Genomic DNA, 23,662 nt, shown 5'->3' with positions numbered 1-23,662 from the left:
GTAAAGACAGGAATTTTTACAATGAAACTAAAAAACAATTACGTGATAATAACTGTTGTAGCTGTCCTAGTAATCATAATAGCAGCCTATGCAGGAGTAACTCAGTACAGCCAATCCAATGATATAACCATTGAAGGATCCACATCAGTATATCCTGTTGCAACTGCACTGGCCAAGGCTTACATGGAAAAACATCCCAACGTCCAAATAGATGTGCAGGGCGGGGATTCAGAAGCAGGTATAAACAATGTTAAAGCTGGAAAAGTGGACATTGGAATGTCATCAAGAAATTTAAGCAGCACAGAATCCCAAGATCTATCACAGTACCGCATAGGAAAGGATCCAGTTGCTGTAATAGTGAACCCTGTCAATCCAGTAAACACCATAACAACCAATGAACTTAAGGACATCTACACTGGTAAAACAACGAATTGGGAAGCGCTAGGGGGTAACAATATTCAAATCACCCCTGTAATCAGGGAAAAGGGTAGTGGTACAAGGTACGACTTTGAGCAGTACATCATGGATGGTGATGAATATGCAAAAAACATCGTGGTAACAACCTCAACCTACGGTGCCCTACAAACAGTGGCTGTTTCACCAGACACCATAGGATACGTCTCAAACAATGCCCTAAGCTCGGATGTTAAAACCTTGAAAATCAACAACGTAACCTTAAACCAGGAAAATGTTGAAAACGGAAGTTACAACCTCACAAGATCCATGCTCTTCCTTGTTAAGGGCAGTGCAACTGGAGAGATCAAGGACTTCATAGACTTCAGCCTGAGCACCGAAGGACAGAACATAATAAACAGTGTTGAATACGGTTCACAATCTAACAACACCAACACAGGTATTGGAATCGGGCCAGTTGGAGGATAAAAGACACATTCAGGAAAAACTGCATTGTGGGGCACAATGACTAAAAAACATATATTAAATTTAATTCCGTTACCAACAGACTTCGGCTGAAAATACTGGTTCAAAGTAAATATGAACATTTAGGATGTTTAAGGTTAAATTATGAATTTAAGAGCTAAAACACTTCTTGTTGTGAGTTTAACAATTTTGTGCCTCACATTGGTGCTTCTCCTCATATCCAACTTCCTATTTATAGACAACCTGTCTGATATAGAGGAAAATATAGCCTACAACGATGCTGGAATTTTAAATGAACAGGTCATCAAAGAATTATCAGAGCTCAACTCAACAACAGTCAAATTAGCTAAACAAGACCCGAACTTAGATTTCAACGACACTTCACTGGCCCAGTTAATTTCCAACACCAATATCCAGATGGTGATGGTTTTAGATCCAAGCAACAATATCGAATATGCAAACTACTACACACAGGCCAATGGAAGCTTCACAAACATCACAGAACCTGTAAAAACCTACATATCCCATCAGGATGAACTTACAAACAGTTCATCTGATAGTTACAATCCCGAAGGAGTACTGTTACTTAAAAATCAAACTTTTCTAATAACATCTCTCAAGATGCATACATCTGGAGGAGATAGGACGTTAATTACTGGCACTCCACTCAATTCAAAAGAGATTCTTAAGGTTCTAGGAAATCAGAACAGCAGCTTCACATTCACACCTTTAAATTCAAACCAATTTCCATTCTACGGTGGTGTTGATTCCAATTTTTCAGAGAACTCACCAATATGGATAAATAATTTCAATGAAAATGTACAGGGAATATCTATCCTTAGAAACAAACAGGGAGAAGCTATTTTTGATACGGAAGTGGATGAACCACACACCATAATGAACAATGCCTATAAAACATTTTCATACTCCATGGGGGCGTTTGTAATTTCAGCCTCACTTTTGGCTTTGGTGGTGCTGTTTTACATTGACAGTATGGTGCTGGCCAGACTCAAACATCTAACCGAAAGGGTGAAGATCATATCACGGAGGGATGATCCCACTGGAAGGCTTGCTGTGGAGGGGAACGACGAACTTTCAGACCTCACCAACAACATCAACCAAATGCTGGAATCCATGGAAAATTCGAGGGAAATTGTTTCAAAGAGCCGTTTGAAGTACAAAAATGTGTTCAACAACACCGGAACAGCCATGACCATACATGGCAGTGATGGGAAATTTAGCATGGTAAACACAGAATTTGAATATCTGTCCAAGTACTCAAAGATTGAAATTGAATCAAAAATGTCCTGGATGAACTTCTTTAAAGGCAAAGATCTTGAAATGATGAAGGAGTACAGCAGGGAAAGAACCCACAACAAAGATCCACCTAGAACTTATTCCGCAAGATTCATAGACAGACAAGGGGATGTTAAGGATGTTATGATGACTGTAACAACCATACCCACTACAGAAGATGTTCTCATATCCTACATGGACATAACCCAGCTTAACAACACTCTGAAGGAGAAAGAACTTCTTGTGCGTGAGATACACCATCGTGTTAAAAACAACCTCCAGATAATAAGCAGTCTTTTGAATCTGCAGTCAAGATACGTTACTGATGAACTCTCACTCCAAGTATTAAGGGAGAGTGAAAACAGGGTAAAATCCATAAGCATGGTTCACGAAGGTCTTTACAGATCGAAGGATCTCTCAGACATCAACTTCAAAAACTACATAGAAAACCTGGTAACGCAGCTTAAAATCTCCTATGGATTGGATCAAACAGAAATAGGAATTAAAATGGATATCATGAACCTATCATTGTCCATAGACACAGCGGTACCGGTAGGGCTTTTAATAACAGAAATTTTAACCAACTCCATCAAATACGCATTTCCAGAGGAAAAGGGAAACATATCAATAGAATTTTTCAGGGTAAATGGATATTATATCTTGAATTTAGAGGATGACGGTGTAGGATTTTCATCAGAAAAACTCGATACTAGCAAAACCCTTGGAATGCAGCTCATCCATAGTTTATGTGAACAGCTTGATGCGGAAATGGAGAAAGATACAAGCAATGGAACAAGGTACTCATTTAAATTCACAGAAATAAGCTACAAAGAAAGAATGTGAAACTAAACCCAAAATAACTCATTTATTTTTTTTAATCCTTAAAAAGGTTTGATATTGCGTACTTCAAATGATCCTCTTTGATGGGTTTAGACAGGGTAAGAGCATCTTCCGGAAGCTGTAACGACATTGTTAAACAGTTCTTGGTAAACACAGTTATGAATATTACTGGAACAGCTAAATATTCCATGATCTTCCGTCCAGCATCAACCCCCTTCATTGCTCCCAATAGATCTAAGTCTATTAAAACAAGATCTGGACCCAGTTCAACTGTTTTTTGAACTGCTTCTTCACCTGAAGAAACCACTGCTACGATGGTGTGCCCAAGTTTTGGAAGGATATTTTTAAGTTCGTTTACAGTCCGCTCTTCGAGTTCAGCTACTAAAATATCCAAAGAAAGCAACTCCATAGATTAATCATTCAATAATCATACAGCCCTTTACAATTCAACATTTCTAAACTCGATACATATAAAATTATAGTACTGATATTGAATAAACAACCCACAGTACGATGTTTTTCAGATTATCTACGGGGGCTGTGTAGTTAATTATTTCTTTTTTTTTTAGATCCTTGGTTTGTACTGGAGTTCCTTGAAAACAATTTTGAACTCTGCTCCATGGTCTTGATTGAGTTTTATTTCACCATCTAACTGTCCTACTAGGTTATTTACAAGTTGAAGCCCTAAAGATTCTGTGTTTTTAAAATCAAGATTTTCTGGTAAGCCAATACCGTTGTCGCTTATAACTAATTCAAAGAGGTCTCCATATTTTTTTAGAGATATTTTCAGTTCATTGTTTTTATCCTTGGAATATGCATATTTAAGGCTGTTTGACACTAGTTCGCTGATGATGAGTCCGCACGGGAGGGCGGTTTCTATGTTCATTTTAATGTTGTTGATGTCGATAAATGGGTTTACATTTGTTGCAGCGTAGGAGTACATCAGATCGTTTGTGAGTTTTTCCACATATTCTTGGATGTTGATGTGTGTCAGATCATCTGATTGGTAGAGCTTTTCATGGATGATGGACATGGTTTTAACACGGTTTTGACTTTCTTGCAGCACATTTATTGCCTCTAAATCATCCACATATTCCTTTTGAAGATTTAAAAGGCTTGATATGATCTGCATGTTGTTTTTTACCCTGTGATGTATTTCCTTCAGTAGAATCTCCTTTTCATTGAGTGAGGATTTAATGGCATTTTCCATTTCCTTTCGTTGTTTTATGGGGTGGGTTGTTACAACAATGCCCTTCACACTTGGAACATTGAACATGTTTTGGGCTACGGATTCCACAGGTAAGTAGGTTCCATCAGATTTCAATATTCTAAATTCTGAGGGTGTGCCAGGATTTTTATTTTTATACACTTCTTCCAGATCAGATTCAACTTGGTCCCTGTCATCTGGATGTATGAGTTCCAAGGGACTTGTACCTACGAGTGAACCTTCAGGATAGCCTAAAATACGGGTGGAGGATGGGGAATCAAACACAATTTTACAGTTTTTATCGAGTATTCTTATGAGGTCCGATGAGTTGTTGATGATTGCCTTGAACTTTTCCTCGTTTAACTTGAGTTCAGATGCTGTTCTTTCAATTTCAGTAATGTCTTTGGCAGCTCCATACAACCTTAAATTACCGTTATCTTCGACGCATTCCAAATGGTTTTCGAGCCATATTATTTTCCCATGGTTTGTGATGATTCTGAAATTTTCAACGCTGGTTTCCCCAGGTTTGAGTTTGTTTAGCTGGTTAACTGCAATTTCTTCATCATTGGGATGGACAGTGAAAAGCCAATTTCCGTGTTTAAGCAATTTTTGTTTATTAAATCCTGTTATATTGAAGAAAGAATCAGTTATCCATTCATTTTTATAAATTCCGTCACTGTCTTGTTTGCATGAATATGCAAAATCTGATATGAGCTGTCCAACTTTTCTGTACCTGTTCTCAGATTCTTTAATGCGTTTTTCTGCGATTTTTCTCGGACTAATATCTCTGATTTGAGTTACACTCTTTTCGTTTCCGGCTCTATCATAATAATTGGATGAAAGTAATTCTGCAGTGAATTTAGTCCCGTCCTTTTTTCTTAAATTTAATTCGACCTGATAATAACTATTTAAATTGGTATTTGTATGAAAAATATGGTTTGTTTCTTCTCCAGGGTCTATTAAATCATTTCTTGAAAGTTGTAGAAACTCTTCTTTGCTGTAACCGAACAGTTCTACAGCAGCATGGTTCGCATCGGTGATCTTTTCATTTACAACTGAGAGAATAATGGCGTCCATGGAATAGTCAAATATGGAATGGTACTTCTCTTCACTGGCCTTCAGTTCTTTTTCAGAGTTTATTCTGTCGGTCATATCTCTGCAAAGTCCCATGTATAATTTTTTACCCTCAATATCCACTGTTGCAAAGCTTATTTCAACAGGAAATTGAGTTCCATCCTTTCGTATTTGGTTGCGGTAGATGGTGTTTGATGATCCTGGAATGATACTTTTCCAGGTTTTCCTTGCAGTTTCTAGATCAAAATCTGGGTCTATGTCGGCCACATTCATGTGTAGAAACTCCTCCCGGGTGTAACCTAGACTCTCACTGGCTTTTTTGTTGATATCAACAAAGTTTCCATCATAATCATGGACCAAAAGGGCGTCTGAAGCATTTTCAACCAGTGCCCTGAATTTATTTTCGCTGTTTTTAAGTTCGGCTTCAACTTCTTTCAACTGGCTTATGTCCATCATCATACCTGAGATCTCATCATCGTTCAACTTCGCACTCAGTAAAATGCTGACGGGGGTTCCTGTTTGGGTGGCCATTTCAACTTCGCACTGTTTTATACTTCCCTCAAACAACAACCTGTCCATCAAAACCTTTCTGTCATTTATATCCATGTAAAGATCTTTTACATTGGTTTTAAACAGTTCTTTGATGGATTTAAACCCAAAAAATTCTGCCATTGCATTGTTCGCAAACAAGATGTTTCCTTCAAGGTTTGTTTTGTAGATAGCAACTATTGAATTATCAACCAGTTCACGGTAGCTTTCTTCACTTTCAATTAATGCCCTGCTTAGTAGTTTGCGTTCCTTTTCAGAATTTAATGTGGTTATTGCGAAGGATATGTCCATGGCCATTTCCCTTATGAGATCCAGTTCTTCATGGGTGAAGAAGTTTACTTCAGAGGAGTAGATGTAGAGCATGGCAATCACACGTGCTTTGAGTTTTATTGGAATGACAACCATTGAATTGAAATCTCTTTTGATAGCTTCTTTGACCCATGGTCTATTCAGCTCTTCCCTCACATCCTTTATGAGTATGAATTTTTTAGTTTTCATCGCCCTGTTACTGGGGCTGTTTAATTTCTTAACATTCACATCTACAGTGTCCAGATAGCCTGATTCAGATCCTGTATGCACTAATGGTGTTACCTTGCCTGTGGCTTCATCAACAGACCCTATCCATGCCATTTTAAACTTTCCAAATTCTATACAAACGTTACATATGATCTTGAAGAAAGATTCCTGATCATTGATCCTGACTACTGCTTGGTTTATTTGGCTCAAAGTAGCGTAGAGTCTGTAAAGTTTTTCAATTTTTTTTTCAGATTCCTTGGGTTCTGTGATGTCCCTTAGAAAACTTTCAACACCCATAACCTTGTTAGTTTCATGGTAGGGCTGTGAATTCATGGACAACCAAAATGTTGTGCCATCTTTTCTTAAACCCTCAAATTCGTAGCCTTCAAGTTTAGAGTGTTTCTCCAACTGTTCAAGCATTAAGTTCCTGGTATCAGGGTCACTGTAAATAGTTAGCACCGACTGCCCAATCATCTCCTTTGATGAGCTGTAGTTGAACATGCGGGCTGCAGATGGGCTGGCCATGATAATGGTACCTTTATTGTCTGCACGAAGATAGGCATCTTGAAGATTTTCAATGATATTCCTGTACTTCTTTTCACTTTTTTTTAATTTTTCATCCATGGAATGTCTGTACAATGCAAACTCCACGGTATTTTTAAGATCGATCGGGTCGTAGGGTTTTACTATGTAACCGTATGGCTCAGTTTTTTTAGCCCTTTCAACGGCTTCATTATCGGAGTGTGCAGTTAAAAATATGACTGGTATGTTGAGTTCTTTAATTTTTTTAGCAGCATTTATTCCATCGAGTTCTCCCTTGAGAACTATATCCATTAAAATAAGGTCTGGTCTGATTTTTTTGGCAGTTTCAACTGCAATCGCACCGTTTAGCACGACGGATGGAACATCGTAACCAAAAGATTCCAGCATTTTCTTGATGTCCAAGGCTTCTACAGTTTCATCTTCAACAATCAGAATTTTCTTCCCTGCCATAAAATCCAACCTCTATTATTTTATTGTTTTAACTCTAATAAGTTTTTTCAGATGTTTGATTGGTCGTATATATTTTAGAAAAAGATTTAGAGTTTTTCATTTATTTCCACACTTTTTACATCATTTTAATTGTAAACTATTCAAATCTTTGGAAACTCAGGGATTGATGTGGGGGCTCTGGACTTGTTTTTAATCTCAAATATTAAATGTCATAATTTATAGAAGTCGAAATAATTGTTTGATATTTGTTGGAGGGATATAATTCTTGGAAGCTAATAATCGTAATATCATCCCTATTTATAAAACCATTGAAACGGAAGTAGCAAATTCAAGATAATCCTACTTTTTTTTTAATTTCAAGCAATTTTTGGAGTTTAGTAACAATAACACTGGATGTTTTGCAGTTGAAAGTGGGATAATATGACTTATTATTGGGGAAATAAAAAAAAGTTGAAGGATTGATAAGTAAATACTAATAGTATTGGGTTCAAATATTAGTTAAGAAAGCTATATTTATTTTTTATTTGGAGAAATTATAATGGATGAAAATACTAAAAAGAAAATATTAAAATTATTATCTAAGGCAAAAAAGGAAAATCCCGAAAATCCTGCTGTATCTTGCAATGATTTGGAAGATGAATTGAATATGGACGATCATGAGCTTGATGTGTACATTCGAGATCTTGAGTACAGGGGATATATAGAATACGAGGGATCTAAAACCTATGATGGCCAGGACATTACCCTCACTGTTAAAGGGGAAAAAATTGCTAAAAATTAAGTTTAATTAATTGATTTTTGAGTTATCTGAAACTTTGTGTCCCTGGCAGATATTTCCTCAAATATTTTAGGTTGATATTCCATACTATTTTCCATCAGCACTATTTTTTTTGAATCAATTAGTTCTTCCAATGATGGGATGATTGTTGATTGAAAATTTAGTTCTGGGCTGTTTTTGTGATTGTATACTCAATACTTATATACAAGAAAACATAATGTTAATTATACTGACATAGTGTTCGATATTTTGATGTAGTGTATGATAAGAATTATAAGTGTAATTTACTTTGAACTCGTGTCACTTGATGAACCAGGTTCATCTGAAAATATTTTAAATAAATTAAACTGATAAAAAGATTCTCTGGAGGTGGTAAATTTGACTAAAGCCGAGAGAAAACAGCGTGAACTGGAATTAAGACGCAACGATATTGTTGATGCCGCAGAAAAACTATTTTTTGCCAAGGGATATGAAACAGTTAACATGAACGACATAGCCCAGGAAGCAGAGATGGCCAGGGGCACCCTTTACCAGTACTTTAAAAATAAGGAAGACATATACGCCTCCATAGCATTACGCGCAGCCAAAATGATAAACGAAAGATTCCAAGAACTGCTGTCCCATGATCTCAATGGAATTGATAAGGTGCGTTGGGTATGCAAGTTTTACTATGATTTCTACCGGGAATATCCAGGATACTACGATGCCTACTACCATTCTCAAATGTTCGAAATCGATGATTCAAAAACACTCAAAAAACTACAGAAAATCAGGAAAACCAGTTTCAAATTGGCAGTAAATTCAATTAAAGAAGGAATAGAAGACGGCACATTGAGAGATGATATTGACCCAGTTGTCACGGCCTTGTACCTACTATCAACTTCAAACAACATAAACAACATCAGCCCAGTCACACAGATGTACCTAGACGAATATGGACTCACACATGATGATCTATTCAACCAAACACTCGACATATCAATTCGATCCATTGAAAACAGCAAAACCAGCTAAATGGTGCCAAGACAGACTTGAATTTACAAGATAATCAGTAAACCAACCATTAAATTAAAATTTGGGATTAAAATAGGAAATTGGCAGTGAATCTCAGCTGCAGCTAATTTTTTTCTCATTTCATTGATATTAGGACTCATTTTTTTTGTGATGAAGTCCATAGATAATTCTTTAAAAAAATATTTGGGGTAAATTAATCAAGGGGAGTAAAATTTAAATGTTAGATATAGCTTTTAAGGATTTTAAAGCCAAAAAGAGCAGGGCGGCCATGTGCATAATAGGGGTCATGGCATGTGTTTTGCTTATTGGTGTAATTAATGTGGTTATGTATGAAATGGTTTCAGGTCTCAAGGGAGATCTTGGAACAGTGCATGGAAAGATGTACTTCGAACAAAATGGAACCAGCTACCCACCTGCAGGAAGTGTGATAACTGAAAGCCTGGGTAACGAAGTATTAAACAACAGCGTAGTTGACAGTCAAAAAAGTACCAACGCACTTTTCACACCGTTACAGGGAAGTCAAACCGATGACGGGGGAATGACAATGGTAGTTGGACTCTCGCCCGGTAGGGAAGATGCATTCATTGGAAACGCAACAGTAACAGGGAAAAGTTCACTGGTGGGTGAAGCAGATAATGCAGTTATAATCGGCTCTGAAACTGCGAAAACCTACAATTCCACAGTTGGAAGCACCATCACAGTCAACAACGAAACCTTCAAGGTTGTTGGAATAATGAAAAAAGTGGGAAGTGGATGGCCATTAACCATAGACAGTTCAATGGTCATGTCATTGGCCCATGCACAGAATATTTCAGACAGGAAAGGTTTAGTATCAACAGTCATAATGGTACCATCAAATGGAAACTCACAGCAAACTGTTGAAGACACCCTCCAAAGTGCCTATCCAAAGTACGATGTTTACACAGAGAAGGACACACAGAAAACCATTGACAATCAGTTGAAGGAAGTCATGATCTTCATGAATATGGTCATCATCATGATCTTCGCAGTGTCCATGGTTCTCATCATGAACGTGATGATGATGTCTGTGAAGGAGAAAACAAAGGACATAGGTACCATGAGAGCATTAGGAACCAAGAAACGATCTATAATGCTGTTAATAATCTATGAATCTTTGATTCTAAGTTCCATAGGGGGTATAATTGGTATACTTCTTATTTCCCCTGTGTACAGTTTACTGGGAATTCTCATGGGGGCCACGAACTTCAGCTTCGTACTGCCCACATCTGTGATAGTGCAGGTTGCGGTTATAGTTCTGGTTATTGGAACATTTTCAGGGTTACTTCCAGCCTACCTTGCAAACAAAATAAGTCCAATTGAGGCTTTAAGGTACGAATAAAAATAAAGGAGATTGTTTAAAATGCAAAATTTGGTTAACGGTAAAGAACTCTGGAAAACCTATGATCTAGGTGGTGTGAAGGTCAACGCACTGAGGGGACTGAATATAACTGTTGATGAGGGAGAATTTGTGTCTATCATGGGCCCTTCAGGTTCTGGGAAATCAACACTCATGAACTTAATAGGATGTCTTGACACTCCAACAGAGGGCGAGCTCACCATTGATGGCAGGGAAATATCTTCGATGAAGGAATCTGAACTCACTAAAGTTCGGGCAGAGAAGATAGGTTTCATCTTCCAAACCTTCAACTTACTACCTGCACTGAGTGTTCGTGATAATGTTGAGTTTCCAATGAGAAACTTGAGCGGAGATAAAAAGTTGAATAAATCAGCTAGGAGAGCACGTGCAGAGGAGTGTTTAGAGTGTGTGGGTCTGGGTCACAGGCTGGATCACCTCCCTGCCAAATTATCGGGTGGAGAAAGGCAGAGGGTGGCAATTGCACGTGCCCTTGTAAACAAACCTAAATTCATACTGGCAGATGAACCAACAGGAAACCTTGACACAGAATCAACAGAAAACATCATGAAATTGCTCCACGATATAAACGATATGGGCACAACCGTGATAATGGTAACCCACGACGTTGAAACCACCGAAAACACAAGGATACTTAGAATTAGAGATGGAGTAATAGAACCAAATAAAGAGGGTTAAAACTAAACCCTCAGGTTCTATTTTTTTTACTTTTAGAGATAACATTTTTTTCCGCTGGGGATAGTCAATCAATTTTTTAGATTATTTCTTGTTTTTCTATGATTTTTAGTTTTCACATTTTTTTTCCAACAAACAATATTTGTTCTCTTTATGTGAAATAAAATTCTTAAATAGCATAATTTATATAGTTGGTTTGACGATACAATAAAATAATTCAGAAATTCACTTAAAAAACACCAAAATGGGGGGAAAGTTGGTAGAAACATCAAGGATTCGATTTAATTCAAACCTATTTTAAATAGCTCACTAGCAATCCTTGAAGTACATTAATCAAACCAGTTTTGTGAGATGTGTAGTTGGGCACTGTTTTGGTCCCTATCCAGTATCACACCGTTAATTCACTAAATACATCAGTTATTTCAACTAAAAATATTACCATGGCCACGATCTTAGGGAAATCAGTGACACTAAAAATTATGAATTAAATTTTCACTAGTTTCCACAAAAAAATGCCGTGACTTGATGATATTTTAAAAAAAACATTTTAAGAGGTTGTAATTCTAATGACAGTAGGAATTATTGATATTGGCTCAAATTCAGTTAAATTAAATGCTTACCGAAGCAACGCAGATGCTGTGCACATAATATTTTCGAGAAAGGAAAGTTTAGGTCTGGTATTCTACGTTAAAAAGGGAATTTTAACGGATGAAGGAATAGAGAAGCTTTTAGATGTACTTAAAAGTTTAAAAACCGATCTGGACTATTTGAAAATAGACAACTACAGATTCTTTGCAACAGCATCCCTTAGAAACATCAAAAACAGTGCCCAGGTCATTCAAATTGTCAAGGATGAAGTTGGGATCGACATCGATCTCTTATCAAGCAGCGAAGAGGGTGAGCTGAGCTTTTTAGGATCACTGTCCTCCATAAAAGAGGATGATGGAGTTTTAATAGATGTTGGAGGGGGCAGTGTCGAGGTTGTACCCTACAAAAACAGGGAAATAACCCAGAAATACAGCATACCTGTGGGTTCGCTTAAAATGTACAACCAATACGTTTCAAACTTAATACCAACCGAACTTGAATGTTACAAGATAGAAAAAAGAGTTTTCTCCGAACTAATAAAACTCGGAGTTAAAAATGACGAAAAAAAAGAATTTCTATGCACAGTAGGTGGCAGTGTCCGCGCCATAGAACAGTTAATGGTGGATCTCAAAATAAAATCTAAAGATGAAGAATTTATAGATATTAAACAGTTTATGGAGTTAAAAAATCAGCTCCATGGAAACACCAAGGAAACCTACAACAAGATACTGCATGTTAAACCATCAAGGATCCATCTACTGGTGCCCACCTTGATGATAGTTATTGCAGTTGCATCCTACTTCGGCTGTGAAAAAGTGCAGGTAAGTAAGTTCAGTGTTAGGGAGGGTTACTTGCAAAAGAAAATATTAAAAAGGTGCCCAAATGTCACGATGGGATTATAGTTACACACAAAATCGAGAATTATCGTGGTTAAAATTTAATAAACGAGTCTTAGAAGAAGCAGAGGATCTGTTCGTTCCCCTGCTCGAACGTTTAAAATTCATATCCATATTCACAAGCAACCTGGATGAATTTTACATGGTACGATGTGGAAGTCTCTACGATTTATCAATTGTAGATGATAAGTATTTGGACAACAAAACAGGGTTAAATGCCCATGATCAGCTAGACATGATTTACGACAGGACCAAATATTTATACCAAGATCGTGATGATGTATTTGACTCGTTAAATCAGCTCTTAAAGGATGAGGGAATTGTAGATCTGGAATTTTCAGACCTCACAGATGATGAGATGAAATTTGTAAACAAGTACTTCTTCGACTTCATATTCCCTGTACTCTCACCCCAAGTCATCGATGTTCAACACCCATTTCCACACATGTTGAACAAATCATTAAACGTGATGCTACTCCTTAAAAATCAGTCTGAAACACTCTACGGCCTCATACCCATACCATCATCCCTGCCTAAGTTAATTTACATGCCAGAAAATAAGAATCGCTTCATACTGCTTGAAAAAATAATCTACGAATATGCAGGGGAAGTGTTTTCAAATTACAAGGTGAAGTTCAAGACTGTGGTGTCTGTGACAAGAAACGCAGATGTAGTTCTTTCAAACTCCAACTTGGATGATGATGAAGATTACAGGGGTTACATGAAGAAAATTTTAAGGAAAAGAACCCGTTTAGCTCCCATCAGACTGGAATTTTATAAATATTCAGATTCTAAGCTGACCAAGTTTCTCTGTGAAAAATTAAATATCCAGAAAAATCAGGTATTTGTCTCAAACACACCCCTTGAAATGAGCTATGTCTTCGATCTCTACGGTCATGTTAAGGAGGTTAACGAGTACATATTCAACAAACTCTCCTTCACACCATTTAACCCAAAAATACCAGACACAGTGAAGGATGGATCCATTATTTCACAGCTCAAGAAAAAGGACTTCCTCTTCAACTACCCCTATGATTCAATAGAACCATTTTTAAGGCTGCTTAAAGAGGCTGCCAATGATGAAAATGTTATTTCAGTTAAGATAACCATCTACAGGCTGGCCAGATCATCGAGCGTTATCAAGTACTTGCTTGAGGCATGTGAAAATGGTAAGGATGTGACTGTGATAATAGAACTCAGGGCCAGATTTGATGAGGCAAACAACATCCACTATGCAGGTCTGCTTCAAGAAGCAGGTTGCACAGTTCTCTACGGCTTTGAAGACTACAAGCTTCATTCAAAGATATGCCTCATAACCCGTAGGGACAGAAACAAAATACAGTACATAACTCAGCTTGGAACAGGCAACTACAACGAAAAAACAGTGAAACTCTACACAGACATGAACTTTATAACCACAGACAAGGCAATTGGGGAAGATGCAATGCTGTTTTTTAAGAACATGGCAATTTCCAACATAAACGGTGACTACGAAAAGCTTTTGGTCGCACCCTGTGGATTGAAGAACAAATTCATCGAGAAGATCGAGGCTGAAATTGAAAAGGTTCGAAACCAAAAACCCGCAGCCATAACCATGAAAATGAACTCCCTAACGGACCGGGAACTTATAGACATGTTACAGAAAGCATCAGAAGCAGGTGTTAAGGTGAAATTAATAATTCGTGGTATATGCTGTATAATTCCAGGGTTACCTGGTAAAACAGATAACATTGAAATCATAAGTATTGTGGGCAGGTTTTTGGAACATTCCAGGATATACTGCTTTGGAACTGGTGATGATCTCGAGATATACCTTTCAAGTGCTGATCTCATGACACGAAACACCGAAAAAAGGGTTGAAATAGCATTTCCAATAGAAAAATCCGTCCTAAAAAAGAGGATCATGAGCATACTGAACATCATGCTAAACGACAACCTCAAGGCCAGAAGGATCAATGACAAGGGGGATTACGAGAAGATCATAAGGGGTGTTGACCTCATAGACTCCCAGAACTACTTCATGCACGATGACTTCAGGATCATAGAAGAAGAAACAGAGGAAATATCCTTCTTTTCAAGACTTAAACACTTGTTTAAATGAATATATTTTTAAAAAAAAGTTTAATCCATATGATATATGTGGATTAGATTTTTTGTTCTTGGGGTAGGTCTTGGGTGTACTTGGCTGTGAGATCGGTGATGTTCATTTTACCATCCCTCATGTCATGGGTTATGTTGTTCAACTTATCCACTAGTTCACCAAATTTTTCATCTGTCCCATGATCAATCAAGTAAGTTTGTCCTTCAATGGTTGTATCCAGCACACTTACGGCTTTTAACATTTCATGGATATTGACCTCTCCACATTCCCCAGCACGTATCCTTTCAACTAACTCCTTATTTAACTCTCTTAATTCATTTTTTGTGGCGATATAAACCATCTCCTATTTTTTTTGATCAACAAATTGAAATCCAAATTAAAAGAAAATATTTTAGTAGGTTAAAAAAAATCTATTAAAATATAAAATCGAGGTGTGAATTAATCCCTCAAATTTTGAATGAAAATCTTTAAAAATTTTAGGAAGATACATGCTTTTGAACTAAATTCATATTTCAAAAATTAATAAAACCCATCTTCATTAATAGTATTTGTCGGTACAAGTTAATATACTAAATTCTTTTTTATAAAAATCAACTGATGAAAGTTCCATTATAAAATCCTAGTAAATACCAGTTATTTTTCATTGAAAATGAATTATTTTAGTTCTATTTGGGATGATCAACATTTAAATGTTGAATAATTACTATTTGAGTCATCTTCCCCATATTCTTATTTTGATGGAATCTAAAATAGTTAATATTATAACTAATTGTGGATTAACATAGAATAGTAAGTTTTGGAATGTATTTTTGTGGACTGTTACAAATCAACAAAATTTACAGACTAATACAACTTTAGTTTTTTATGCAGGAATACCCGAGCGGTCAAAGGGGGTGGACTCAAGATCCTCTGGCGTAGGCCTACAAGGGTTCGAATCCCTTTTCCTGCACTCACTTTTCTCTATTTTTAAGTCAATTCTTTTTTTTTACAGATATGTTTATCAAAAATTTTCCAGGTTTTTTCATCAAATTTTTTTAAACTCATTCTCGCAAGATAGTTGGTTCTGGTTTCTCATAAAACATTAATAATATTAATTACAAATAAAGTATTAACAATATTTTTGGAGGTGTAAAAAAACTACACAAAACCAATCTAATTCCAGAAATACTTGAGCTAACTTGGTACTTAATAATTTCCAAGTACAAACAAATGTTTTCAAATAAAATAAACGGGTACAACTAGGTTGTGATAAAATGAAGATGATTAACAACAAGGTTACTTATGCAACGTTCTTGTTGGTTTTAACATGTGCATTGACACTGGGATACTGTGGATCCCATGTATCAGCGTTGGTCTCTGGAGACAGTATTCAAGCTACTGATCTCACTGTGAACAACATTCATGGATCAACTGGACACTACACATTTCTAAAGGCATACCTGTCTGACGAACATGGAAAAGCAGTACCAAATAAATGCATAACCTTCAAAGTAGACGGAGATCCCCATGATTACATTGCTGTCACAAGCCCAAATGGCCATGCACTACTGTACTACTACATACCACAAAATCCAGGCACCTACAGCATCAAAACAGAATTTAAGGGTGATGAAAACTTCGCACCCAGTGTAAGTACAGGAGTGTTGACAGTTGTTTAATTTTTTAAACTTTATTTTTTTTGAATTTAAACAGGGCATATATCGTGATTTGTATAATTCTTTAACAATTTATTGAATATAATTCTATTTATTTATATACTATAACTTTTAAATTATAAAGTAACAAGTTTAACTGGGAGGTTTAATAAATATGAAAACAAAGTTATTACCATTGCTCTTGATGGTTATGTTTGCATTTTCTGTGGCCCAACCAATATTTGCTTCAAATCCCCAGCTTGAAGACACCAAAATAGCAGATAAATTTGGTAATCCACTGAAAGATATAACTGTAAATGCAGGGGAAACAATAGAATTACAGGCTAGGCTGTACTGGTTCTATTACACAGTTGATGACTCTAAACCTGTATGGATCCCCCAAGTAGTTCGCTATCTAGATTTCTACGTCTACAAATTAAATGCCAATGGAACCAACGGAGATCTTGTTTGGAGTGACACTGCAGTTACCAACTTCTTCACAGCCAACGCAAATCCAGATACATTCAAATTAGAAAAGGGTAACTACAGATTGTTTGTGAAGTACGATGGAAGCCTAAAACCTTGTAATACAACTGCTAAAATCTATGTTGTTTAATATTTTTTCATTTTTTTTTAATGTAAATGGAGTTAAATGGGAGTTAAATTAATGAATCTGAAATTATTATCCTTGGTTTTGTGTTTATTGTGGTTGTTACTGTCCAACCCCTGTTTGGTGCATCTGAGTCATCTCATCCAACTAAAATAACAGGTGCTGATGGTAAATCCTTGAAAGATATAACAGTCAGTGCTGGAAGTCCAATAGAATTACAGGCCAGGCTGTACTGGTACTTTTTGCCTTTTACTACCGATACTTTTACCTGGATCCCTCAAACATGCCGTTATTTAGAATTTTATATCTACAAAGTCAATCCAGATGGAACCAATGGTGATCTTGCTTGGAATGATACTGCCATGACCAATTTTTTTACTGGCAATGCCAATCCTGATGAGTTCAAATTAACTGAGAACGGTACCTACAGCCTGGTTGTAAAATACGATGGAAAACTCCGTCACTGTAATGCAACTGCTAAAATTTTTGTAGAATCTCAAAATAATTACAAACTGTGGGATAAAAGAATAACAGGTCCTGATAGGGAACCTTTAAAAGATATACATGTACGTGATGGAGATTTAACACAACTGCAGGCAAGAATTTCTGTTTATGATCATTTATGTAACGAAAACACTTCAATTAACAAATGTTGGGTCGATAAAATTGGCCTCTATTTGCATTTTTATATCTACAAAACCAATCCCGACGGATCCAGTGGAGACCTTGTTTGGGATGATACTGCCATGACCAATTTAGCCACTTTCAATGCCAATCCAGACAAGTTTTCATTATCTGAAGCTGATACTTACAACGGTACCTACAACCTGGTTGTTAAATATGAGGGAGACATTGCAAGACCTTGTAATGCAACTGCTAAAATTTTTGTTGAGCCCAGAAAAAATGCTGTGCTGGGCGATACCAAGATAGCTGGGAAGTATGGTTGCCCATTAAGGGATATAACTGTACACTCTGGAAGTCCAATAAAGTTACAGGCAAGACTGTACTTGTATGAAGATGGTATGAGTATGGATTGGTATAACAAACCCGCATGGCGCCCTATACCATGGTACTATCTGGATTTTTTTGTCTACAAATCCAATCTTGATGGAACCAATGGTGGCCTTGTGTGGAATGATAGTGCCATGACCAATTACTTCACATATAACTCAAATCCAGATGAGTTCACATTAACTGAGAAGGGCTGCTACAACCTAGTTGTAAAGTATGATGGTAAAATGAACCATTGCAGATCTGATACTAAAATTTTTGTCGTTTAAAAATTAATACTCTGATAACTTAACCATAGATCATTTTCTTTTATTTTCAAGAAATTTCCGAGAAAATTTTGGATTTTATTCAACGACGGTTATGTAGTAGTAATCATTTCCGTGTACTCCGGGATCCACCACCACGGCTTTACCACAGTCCCTTGCTACGAAGTAGTTTAGGTAGTGGTCCTGGTCGTAGGTTACATGTTCAGTTTTGTAATTGAATATACAAAAATCAGAATTCTCGCAGAGGAATGGAGCAGAGGTATCTATAATAAATCGATCATATAAATGGTAAGTTTTGTGGTAATCCGCTGCAGCTATTGTTTGTGAATTTAGGGCAATTACCATCACTAAAACTAATAATAATACTAACTTCTTTAACATTAGAACACTTTCCAAAATTTTTTATCAAAACATTCCTAAAGTAATAATAACTCTTAAATTTTTACTTTAAAACTTTATACATATAAAATTTTGTATTATTTTATGAATATTCGTATATAGATTCAAACTAAAAATAGTGGAATTTACGAATCTGAAAAGTTGTTCATGAATTATTAGAATTTTGTTTTGTTGTAAAAAATTCATTCTCAAATATATAATTGTAATTGCTAACTCCTTTTTAAACTGATGCTCAATGGAAGTATTCTCCCTATCCTCAAGAAAATTGTATCAAGAAATTTATCCTGAACAAAAAGATTTATTAATACTTTCATTTAAATATATAATAATATCATACTATTAAAGTTTTAAAAACAAAGGTGTGTAAATCATGTATACAAAATTAGCAATATTTGCGTCGATATCCTTGTGTGTATTCTCATTATTGGTTCTTCCAGTGTTTGCTGAAGATTTTAATGAATTCAGAATAACTGGTCCCCACAGCGAAGATCATTATCTCAACATGTTTGGTGTCATGAGAGGTGATCCAATAAATATAGAACTTAAATTAAGCCGAAATATAGGTTTTTGGAATCCCCAGGGATTTCAGTGGATTAACACCACAATATATGATGTTCATTTAAATTATGTATGTTCACAGTACACACAAACTGATGAATGGAAAGGTGTAACCAAACTTCAAACCTTCACAATAAACACCAATGGAACTTACATACTGGTTGCAAACTACACAAACAATACTCATCACTGTTTTGCTGCCACTGCGTTTTTTGTCCTGTAGAAAGTGTCTATATTTAAACTAGAATTTACTCAAATAATTTCTCATTTTTCTTGATTTTTACAACATCACTACTTACCTGATCCACAATTTCCAGTACATGCTTTTCTTTCATCCACGGTGTGATCCTGGGTTTTAAAAGGATTTTGGTGTCGCACCGTTTCATATCTGTTGTGTAGTTGTTTCCAACCATTTTCTTGTACTTCTCATCCAGTGTGGACACGTAATGATGGGACAGGTTTAAGATGTTGTTTTCATCGAAAATATCCTTAACTTCGTCTGTGATATTGTTTAACACTGCATTTGCCAGGTTAAAATCGTTCATATCAAGAGATAATGGTTTTTTAACGGTTCCGGATCTGAGCTGGATCTGGTAGAGTCCATCCAAGTACTCCTTTATATCTCCGTGCCATTTATGAAACTCCCTGGTTGGGAATATTAGAACATCGTTGTTTCTTAGGAATAGTTGTGGGTGGTAGAGTAGTATTTGTTTCTGGTCGAGTATACCGTAACTGTAACGCATAAAATTAACATCCCACTAAAAATATGGAGGTTCTATATTGGAAGCATGTCCTTTACTGAAACCTTCCCTTTAGATGCTGCAACTTCCCCACTAAAACTTCCAACCGAACTCTCTAGGAATGCATCAAGGTAACACTGGAGGGGTTCATTCTTCAACAGGGCATCCATGTTCCTGTCAATGATGTAAACCCGCTCCATAATTTTAGGCCAGTAACCCATCAACTTCCATGTTTCAGATTCATCGAGGTAGAGATGGATCTGGTTAACATGATTGATCTGCTCCATCATGGATCTGTAAATACGATTGAACTCATCCCTTTTAAACACAACAACCTCTTCACGCTCCCTGAAAATTTCAGGATTGTTAAGCTCAGCTATCTTTCCCCTGGTCACTCCCTCACTCACTCTCATTGTAAATTCACCTTCCCCACTCTTTAGATAAAAGTACATTATAGTATTCAAAGGTCATGGAAATTGAGGTAGAGAGCATATGAGAAGTAATACAACCTTGAAAAGGTATATTACCAATGCACAATAAAGTAAATCCCATATGGAGACTAAAAAATTCGTGCTCTTAGACATTGATTACATCACACAGAATGGTGCAGCGGTCATAAGACTATTTGGCAGACAGATTGGTGAAAACAACAAAACAATAACAGCACACCACAAAACATTCAAACCATACATATACATCCACACAGACAACATATTACTTTGTAAAAAGGAACTAAGCACACTAAACCTTTCAAATATCGAAACAGTAACAAAAGAGGACAATGGAAAAACCAGGGATTTTCTAAAGCTCACACTAAAACATCCCCACGACACCCACAAATTAAAAAAGGAACTAAAAAACCTCAAATCTGTGGATGAAATACGGGAATATGACATACCATTTTACAGAAGATACCTCATTGACAATGATCTTCACCCCATGAACATGGTGGAAGTTCGAGGTAAAACCATGAAAACCTTGGACAACGGAAGGTGTATCTTCGAAATACAGGAAGAACCCACAGATATGGGATTGTACCCGGAGAAGCTAAAAATACTCAGCTTCAACATCGAAGCAGCCACAGCCTATGGAACACCCAACATTGAGAAAGATCCCATCATAATGATAAACTTCTCAAGTAACCACGGCCTTCAAAGGATCATCACCACCAAAGAATCATCCCAAAAATTTGTGGAAACAGTCTCAACAGAGGAAGAACTCATCCAGAGATTTATAGAAACAGTGAACAGTGAGGATCCAGATATTCTTTTAGGGTACAACTCAGACAGGTACGACTTCCCATACTTAACAGGCCGGGCAGAAAAGCTTAAAGTACCACTCAAACTTGGAGTGGATGGATCCAAACTTAAGATCCGAAACAACGGACGAAGAAATGCTGCAACCATAAGGGGAAGGGTGCACATAGACCTCTACTCAAACCTGCGAAGACACCTGCCCTTGGAACACCACACCATTAAAAGGGTTTACAAGGAACTTTTCGGAGCAGACAAAGGTGATATTCCAGACCACGAAGTTTACACAAGCTTCCATGAAGGAGGTAAACGGTTGGAAACCTTATTCAAATATGCCTTGGCAGATGTTGAGGCAGTCACCAAGATCGGTGAAAAGATGCTGCCCCTCAGCATAGAACTCACCAGGATAGTTGGCCAACCACTCTTTGATGTTTCACGAATGGGAAGTGGAAAACAGGTGGAATGGTACCTCATAAGAAAGGCTTATCACTCCGGAAAGATAGCCCTAAACAAGTTTGGAAACTACCTAAGGGATGTGGTTGGAGGCTACGTAGAAGAACCAGTACAGGGCCTTCAAAAAAACATCCACTACTTCGACTTTAGAAGCCTTTACCCCAGCATAATCGTGGCAAAAAACATCTCACCCGACACACTCACAGAAAATCCAAACTCCCATGTAACACCAGAATTCGGGTACAAATTTAAAAAAAATCCACAGGGATTCATTCCATCGGTGGTTGTGGAACTCCTTGAAAACAGGAGAAAGGTCAAAAAAATCATGGCACAAACAACAGACCCCAGGGAACTCCAAATACTAAACTTCAGACAAGAAGCATTTAAAAGACTCACCAACACCATATACGGACTTTACAATCACAGCACATTTAGATGGTACAGTATAGAATGTTCAGAAGCCATAACAGCATGGGGGCGAGATTTTCTCCAAAAAACCATGGAAAAATCTCGTGAACACGGTTTCAAACCATTGTACGCTGATACAGATGGATTTTATGCAGTTTTAGATGAAAAATTGGAATAGAATGGGTGATACCTGATTGAGTAGGCTTCTAATGTTAGAATTTTGAGTGAAATTTAAATTTTATTTAAAAAATAAAGTAGAATTATAGTCTGACATTTTCAGTTCTGTTATCTAATTCCATGCTTAAATTTTCCTCTACTGTTGTTAAACTTAATTCCCAAGTCTTTTTACTAATATCAAACATCTGATCTGTTGTAGTTTGATTGGTATAACTGTATCCACCTAATCTTCCATCAATATAATACGTAGTATTAACATTTGAACCATCTTGAACATAAACCTCCTTTAATTGATGCATGGTATCATTTTCTTTACTCAATTGTTTTCCAGTTCCAATCAAAGTAATTGTGGTGCCATTTTTGTATGCTACATAGCTACCTGCAAAAGCATCTATAACTTCTTGAGAAACTCCACCAAAATGATCTGCACTCACTTTCCAATTTCTTTGATAAATTTTTGTACCATTCTGTTGAGAAGAGCTGCTTGTACATCCTGAAACCATTATAACTAAAATTAAAATTACCACGATCCCAAAGATTGAACCATTATATTTCTTCATATTAAGACCCCCTTATTTGATTTATCTATTATTGCACGTCATGTTATCTCGAATCTGATTTATAAGAATTTGAAACTGTTCATTATCTGATCAAAGCTGGAACTGTCTTGATCATACTGGTTTGCGTTATCTGCACCTACCAATGCATAATACTCTGAACCCGGTGATTTTTCCACCAGCACCATCCTCTGGATGATCAGTTTACCATTACCTGATTTACCTTGGTAGGTTGTTTCATGTGCATGTAAACCATCCACCAATATATTTCGCTCTGATTGGATTGAAAAACCATTAGAAGTCATCTGACTTTCAGAGCTTGACACATATTCCGATAAACTGCCGTATCCATATTTAGATTCATCGTAAACACTAAAAGATGGATAGTGTGGAAGACCGACTATGGCCATAATATTACTTGTATTGGGTAAAACATCCCAATTTGAAGGGTACTGGAAATAGATAATTCCATTACTGAATGTCTTTGGCCCAGCATTAGCACTGCTTTTAACATTATTTGTCGAGCTTGTTGATTGATTAACAGAATTAACTGTAGATCCTGGAACTGTGGCCACTTTATTAAGCTGTGATAAAGCAGCGGCACTCACTCCCAACACTGCAACCAGTAAAATACATACTGTTATCAATATTTTGGTGGATTGTTTCATACCCCTATCGTGAGGAGGTTGTCTAGAACCCCCATTTTTTAATGGGTTGAGGTTTGCTCCACAGTTTTCACAGAAATCTGCATCTCCATCATTTTCTTGTCCGCATCTTTGACACTTAACCATTTT

At 36.7% G+C, this 23,662-nt stretch carries 21 protein-coding genes and 1 tRNA gene; 14 read left to right on the top strand and 8 right to left on the bottom strand.

Annotated elements, in window-relative coordinates:
* The first annotated feature begins 21 nt into the window (after window positions 1-21).
* Together METBO_RS07920 and METBO_RS12825 are read left to right on the top strand one after the other, a co-directional pair.
* Window positions 22-882, top strand: coding sequence for a phosphate ABC transporter substrate-binding protein (locus METBO_RS07920; RefSeq protein ID WP_013645172.1), 861 nt, complete (start codon window positions 22-24; stop codon window positions 880-882).
* Between the two features lie 141 nt (window positions 883-1,023).
* On the top strand, window positions 1,024-3,018 hold the full coding sequence (locus tag METBO_RS12825) for a histidine kinase dimerization/phosphoacceptor domain -containing protein (RefSeq protein WP_013645171.1): 1,995 nt from the start codon (window positions 1,024-1,026) through the stop codon (window positions 3,016-3,018).
* A 31-nt stretch (window positions 3,019-3,049) separates the two neighbouring features.
* Here the strand turns inward: METBO_RS12825 and METBO_RS07910 are convergent, their stop codons facing one another.
* Together METBO_RS07910 and METBO_RS07905 are read right to left on the bottom strand one after the other, a co-directional pair.
* Window positions 3,050-3,409, bottom strand: coding sequence for a response regulator (locus METBO_RS07910; RefSeq protein WP_013645170.1), 360 nt, complete (start codon window positions 3,407-3,409; stop codon window positions 3,050-3,052).
* A gap of 171 nt (window positions 3,410-3,580) precedes the next feature.
* Window positions 3,581-7,354: a PAS domain S-box protein gene (locus METBO_RS07905; RefSeq protein ID WP_013645169.1), complete on the bottom strand. Its 3,774-nt coding sequence runs from the start codon at window positions 7,352-7,354 to the stop codon at window positions 3,581-3,583.
* 538 nt (window positions 7,355-7,892) lie between these two features.
* Here METBO_RS07905 and METBO_RS07900 point away from each other — a divergent pair.
* The 6 genes from METBO_RS07900 to ppk1 all read left to right on the top strand — a co-directional run bounded on the left by METBO_RS07900 (window position 7,893) and on the right by ppk1 (window position 14,802).
* A complete protein-coding gene (locus METBO_RS07900; RefSeq protein ID WP_013645168.1) occupies window positions 7,893-8,135 on the top strand; it encodes a hypothetical protein in 243 nt (80 codons plus the stop codon).
* A 375-nt stretch (window positions 8,136-8,510) separates the two neighbouring features.
* Window positions 8,511-9,146, top strand: coding sequence for a TetR/AcrR family transcriptional regulator (locus tag METBO_RS07895; protein ID WP_013645167.1), 636 nt, complete (start codon window positions 8,511-8,513; stop codon window positions 9,144-9,146).
* Between the two features lie 217 nt (window positions 9,147-9,363).
* Window positions 9,364-10,506 carry an ABC transporter permease gene (locus METBO_RS07890; protein WP_013645166.1) on the top strand — a complete coding sequence of 381 codons (1,143 nt, stop codon included), beginning with the start codon at window positions 9,364-9,366 and terminating at the stop codon, window positions 10,504-10,506.
* Between the two features lie 21 nt (window positions 10,507-10,527).
* Window positions 10,528-11,220: an ABC transporter ATP-binding protein gene (locus METBO_RS07885; protein WP_013645165.1), complete on the top strand. Its 693-nt coding sequence runs from the start codon at window positions 10,528-10,530 to the stop codon at window positions 11,218-11,220.
* 563 nt (window positions 11,221-11,783) lie between these two features.
* The gene (locus METBO_RS07880) at window positions 11,784-12,707 is read left to right on the top strand and encodes a Ppx/GppA phosphatase family protein (protein WP_013645164.1); all 924 of its coding nucleotides are present in this window, start codon (window positions 11,784-11,786) and stop codon (window positions 12,705-12,707) included.
* Window positions 12,688-14,802, top strand: a complete 2,115-nt coding sequence (gene ppk1 / locus METBO_RS07875) for a polyphosphate kinase 1 (RefSeq protein WP_013645163.1) — start codon at window positions 12,688-12,690, stop codon at window positions 14,800-14,802. Before METBO_RS07880 ends, ppk1 begins: the two co-directional genes overlap by 20 nt.
* Window positions 14,803-14,845: 43 nt before the next feature.
* Here the strand turns inward: ppk1 and METBO_RS07870 are convergent, their stop codons facing one another.
* The gene (locus METBO_RS07870) at window positions 14,846-15,142 is read right to left on the bottom strand and encodes a hypothetical protein (protein ID WP_013645162.1); all 297 of its coding nucleotides are present in this window, start codon (window positions 15,140-15,142) and stop codon (window positions 14,846-14,848) included.
* Between the two features lie 526 nt (window positions 15,143-15,668).
* Between METBO_RS07870 and METBO_RS07865 the strand changes: the two genes are divergently transcribed.
* From METBO_RS07865 to METBO_RS07850, 4 genes are all read left to right on the top strand, one after another.
* A tRNA-Leu gene (locus tag METBO_RS07865) sits at window positions 15,669-15,751 on the top strand.
* A 304-nt stretch (window positions 15,752-16,055) separates the two neighbouring features.
* The gene (locus METBO_RS07860) at window positions 16,056-16,460 is read left to right on the top strand and encodes an Ig-like domain-containing protein (protein WP_013645161.1); all 405 of its coding nucleotides are present in this window, start codon (window positions 16,056-16,058) and stop codon (window positions 16,458-16,460) included.
* Window positions 16,461-16,611: 151 nt separating this feature from the next.
* Window positions 16,612-17,052: a hypothetical protein gene (locus tag METBO_RS07855; protein ID WP_013645160.1), complete on the top strand. Its 441-nt coding sequence runs from the start codon at window positions 16,612-16,614 to the stop codon at window positions 17,050-17,052.
* Between the two features lie 89 nt (window positions 17,053-17,141).
* A complete protein-coding gene (locus tag METBO_RS07850; RefSeq protein ID WP_048186413.1) occupies window positions 17,142-18,326 on the top strand; it encodes a hypothetical protein in 1,185 nt (394 codons plus the stop codon).
* A 75-nt stretch (window positions 18,327-18,401) separates the two neighbouring features.
* On the opposite strand, the gene METBO_RS07845 is transcribed toward METBO_RS07850, so the two are convergent.
* Window positions 18,402-18,704, bottom strand: coding sequence for a hypothetical protein (locus METBO_RS07845; protein WP_013645158.1), 303 nt, complete (start codon window positions 18,702-18,704; stop codon window positions 18,402-18,404).
* A gap of 388 nt (window positions 18,705-19,092) precedes the next feature.
* On the opposite strand from METBO_RS07845, the gene METBO_RS07840 reads away from it, so the two are divergent.
* Window positions 19,093-19,503 carry a hypothetical protein gene (locus tag METBO_RS07840; protein ID WP_013645157.1) on the top strand — a complete coding sequence of 137 codons (411 nt, stop codon included), beginning with the start codon at window positions 19,093-19,095 and terminating at the stop codon, window positions 19,501-19,503.
* A 25-nt stretch (window positions 19,504-19,528) separates the two neighbouring features.
* Here the strand turns inward: METBO_RS07840 and METBO_RS07835 are convergent, their stop codons facing one another.
* A complete protein-coding gene (locus METBO_RS07835; protein ID WP_013645156.1) occupies window positions 19,529-20,023 on the bottom strand; it encodes a hypothetical protein in 495 nt (164 codons plus the stop codon).
* 32 nt (window positions 20,024-20,055) lie between these two features.
* Window positions 20,056-20,433: a hypothetical protein gene (locus tag METBO_RS07830; protein WP_013645155.1), complete on the bottom strand. Its 378-nt coding sequence runs from the start codon at window positions 20,431-20,433 to the stop codon at window positions 20,056-20,058.
* 139 nt (window positions 20,434-20,572) lie between these two features.
* Here METBO_RS07830 and METBO_RS07825 point away from each other — a divergent pair, with 139 nt between their 5' ends.
* Window positions 20,573-22,312 carry a DNA-directed DNA polymerase gene (locus tag METBO_RS07825; protein WP_013645154.1) on the top strand — a complete coding sequence of 580 codons (1,740 nt, stop codon included), beginning with the start codon at window positions 20,573-20,575 and terminating at the stop codon, window positions 22,310-22,312.
* A gap of 82 nt (window positions 22,313-22,394) precedes the next feature.
* Here METBO_RS07825 and METBO_RS07820 read toward each other — a convergent pair whose 3' ends face one another.
* Together METBO_RS07820 and METBO_RS07815 are read right to left on the bottom strand one after the other, a co-directional pair.
* The gene (locus METBO_RS07820; protein WP_013645153.1) at window positions 22,395-22,871 is read right to left on the bottom strand and encodes a hypothetical protein; all 477 of its coding nucleotides are present in this window, start codon (window positions 22,869-22,871) and stop codon (window positions 22,395-22,397) included.
* Window positions 22,872-22,930: 59 nt separating this feature from the next.
* The gene (locus METBO_RS07815; protein WP_013645152.1) at window positions 22,931-23,659 is read right to left on the bottom strand and encodes a PsbP-related protein; all 729 of its coding nucleotides are present in this window, start codon (window positions 23,657-23,659) and stop codon (window positions 22,931-22,933) included.
* Between the last annotated feature and the right edge of the window lie 3 nt (window positions 23,660-23,662).

It is taken from the genome of Methanobacterium lacus (assembly GCF_000191585.1).
Classification (GTDB): Archaea; Methanobacteriota; Methanobacteria; order Methanobacteriales; family Methanobacteriaceae; genus Methanobacterium_B; species Methanobacterium_B lacus.
Note: the sequence above shows the minus strand (reverse complement) of the source record. Positions and strands in the feature narration are given on the sequence as shown.